The organism is Okeania sp. SIO2B9 (genome assembly GCF_010672505.1).
Classification (GTDB): Bacteria; Cyanobacteriota; Cyanobacteriia; order Cyanobacteriales; family Microcoleaceae; genus Okeania; species Okeania hirsuta.
This window is the reverse complement of the sequence record NZ_JAAHGK010001109.1, coordinates 1-2,584: the sequence shown is the minus strand read 5'-3', so window position 1 is coordinate 2,584 and position 2,584 is coordinate 1. Positions and strand designations below refer to the sequence as shown.

Genomic DNA, 2,584 nt, shown 5'->3' with positions numbered 1-2,584 from the left:
TGGTTGAGTTGTTCCCTGACCTAATAATACAATTGCATCTGCTTTTTCGTCACAACAAGCTGATACAGAAACAAGTTCTATAGCATCTTCTTCTGCTTGTTGAGCTGCCCATACAGCAAATACTGGTGAGCTAGAAATTATCAGAACTATTAAAGCTGTAATAATCAGAGTTGGTGCTGGACTTTTTATCCCCCCATTCGATATGAGAGTAGTGGCATAGATCAAAAGTATAATCGAAAAACCAAGTGGTTTAAAAGCAAAAGCCAGAAACCTAAAAACAGCAGCTCCTACTGGACTATCTGGTGCATAAAATGCCAGTATTAACAGAATAATTGAAAATACTAACAACAACTTAGAAATCAAGTTTTTCTTATCACCACCAGAACTATCCCATAGTGACTTAATTATACAAATTAACAGTATTAAGAATACTATTCTTGTTAAAATTATCAGCATAATTTTTTGATTTTTGTCCTTAAAAAAATTAGATTGTTTGCTTAATTAGCTAACTTGATTCATGGAGGCTTTCTCATAACATAAAAAATAAGGCGTTGCTGAATTATTGTATAATTTTTAGTGTTCAGTAATCAGTAGTTAGTAGTCATTAGTTAGTAGTTAAAAGAGAAGCTCTATTTTTACTTACTATTAATACCTACTCACTCATCAGTTTCATACCTTACTTCAGCGAAGCCAAAAATAAAAATCAACTTATTTTATCGGTACTTAAGTTGAGCGTTAATTGCTTCCGTCACTGCTTGGATTACTTTAACACGAGCATAATGTTTATCATCACCCCCAATTAAAATCCAAGGTGCAGTTGGCGTACTTGTAAGCTGAATCATTTGATTAACAGCTACTTCATAAACTTCCCACTTTTCTCTATTGCGCCAATCTTCCTCTGTAAGCTTATACTGTTTAAATGGGTCATTTTGTCGTTCAGTAAATCGCCTTAATTGTTCCTCCTGACTAATATGTAACCAAAACTTGACCAAAACATAACCTGCGCTGGTCAATTGTCCCTCAAACTCATTAATTTCCTGATATGCACGTTGCCATTCTGACTCTGTAGCAAATCTTTCCACCCGCTCCACCAAAACTCGACCATACCAACTGCGGTCAAAAATACCAATATTTCCTGCTTCTGGCAACTGTTTCCAAAACCGCCAGAGATAATGATAGGCTTTTTCTGACTCTGTTGGTGCAGCAAAAGCATTAACTACATAGCTGCGGGGGTCTAAGTTATCCGTTAATCTTTTAATTGCCCCACCCTTACCCGCAGCATCCCAACCCTCAAATATTACCAGCACAGGGATTTGATGTTTGTAAATTTCCAATTGCAGTTTATTCAAAAGTTCTTGCTGCTGCCGTAGAGATTTTTTATACTTTTTTGGAGATAAGCTTTGGGTCAAATCTACTTCAGCCAAAAAATCTGTTTCCCTTGATTTGAGTTGTTCTTGAAGAGGATTTTTGAGTGGTACAGCCTGAATATGCAGTCCATCCAAAGCTTGACTCAAAGTTGAGGCCATTTCTGTCAGTACTTTGACTCTTGCCCAACGTTGACAATTTCCTTCTACCAATGTCCAGGGAGCAAATTCTGTGTTAGTATGAATCAGCATTTCTTCGGCAAAAGCAGTATATTGTTTATAATTTTTTGCTTGTTGCCAGTCTTCACTTCTGACACGCCAAGCTTTTAAAGAATCAGCCGCAGTTTTTTTTAAACGCTTCTTCAATTCTTTTTTGCTCAGATGTATCCAGAATTTAGCGATCGCCACCCCATTATCCACCATCTGACGTTCAAAAGCATTAATTTGTCCTAATCTGATAGGAATTTCTGGTTCTGAAGCTCTTTTAAATAATCGCTCTTCCAGGACATGAGTGTACCAGCTATGATAGAAAAATCCAATTTGTCCCGCTCTAGGAAGTCTTTGCCAAAACCTCCACATAAAAGGATATTGTCGTTCTTGTGCTGTAGCAGGCCAAATTGGATGAACCACAAACCCCCGTGGGTCCATATATCCTACTATTTGTTTAACTAGAGCACCTTTACCAGCAGCTGCCCAACCTTCTAAAACTATCAGCACAGGTAATTTTTTTTGCCAGCAAGCTCTCTGTAGCGATCGTAACTGTCGCATCAGTGCTTCTAGCTGTGTATTATAGGCATCTTTGTTGAGAAAAAGGCTTAGGTCTAGGGTTTCTAACATACATCTTAAAATTGTAGATAGTGGGGAATTTGTGTATATTTAAAATTCATTCATTTAGTTTTGACTTTTAAAATATATTGTGATGTGCAAATTTTATAAACAAAACTTATAACTTAGTTAAACAACACTATCCTTAACACCCCTTTACAAAACGAAATAAACTAGCTATATTATTAATAACGGAGCAGGAAACAAAAAAACACCTGCACCGCCGTACCTCGAAAATTTCATACATATATAACAGCAATCATACATTATGACAACTACCTTACAACAGCGTGAAAACGCCAACGTATGGGAAAAGTTCTGTAGCTGGATCACCAGCACAGACAATCGTTTATACATCGGTTGGTTCGGTGTATTAATGATCCCCACCCTTCTCA

The 2,584-nt window shown here is 37.0% G+C and carries 1 protein-coding gene and 2 pseudogenes; 1 reads left to right on the top strand and 2 read right to left on the bottom strand.

Features of this window, described 5'->3' with window-relative positions:
• Together F6K13_RS27870 and pap are read right to left on the bottom strand one after the other, a co-directional pair.
• Positions 1–456 (bottom strand): annotated as a pseudogene (locus tag F6K13_RS27870) (YdcF family protein); the annotation flags it as partial.
• Between the two features lie 257 nt (positions 457–713).
• On the bottom strand, positions 714–2,201 hold the full coding sequence (gene pap / locus F6K13_RS27865; RefSeq protein WP_124155358.1) for a polyphosphate:AMP phosphotransferase: 1,488 nt from the start codon (positions 2,199–2,201) through the stop codon (positions 714–716).
• A 256-nt stretch (positions 2,202–2,457) separates the two neighbouring features.
• Here pap and F6K13_RS27860 point away from each other — a divergent pair.
• Positions 2,458–2,584, top strand: a pseudogene (locus F6K13_RS27860) (photosystem II q(b) protein); the annotation flags it as partial.

Bases quoted from the DNA above. Each gene is read 5' to 3' on its own strand.
- pap (WP_124155358.1), bottom strand. From the start codon at position 2,201: ATGTTAGAAACCCTAGACCTAAGCCTTTTTCTCAACAAAGATGCCTAT.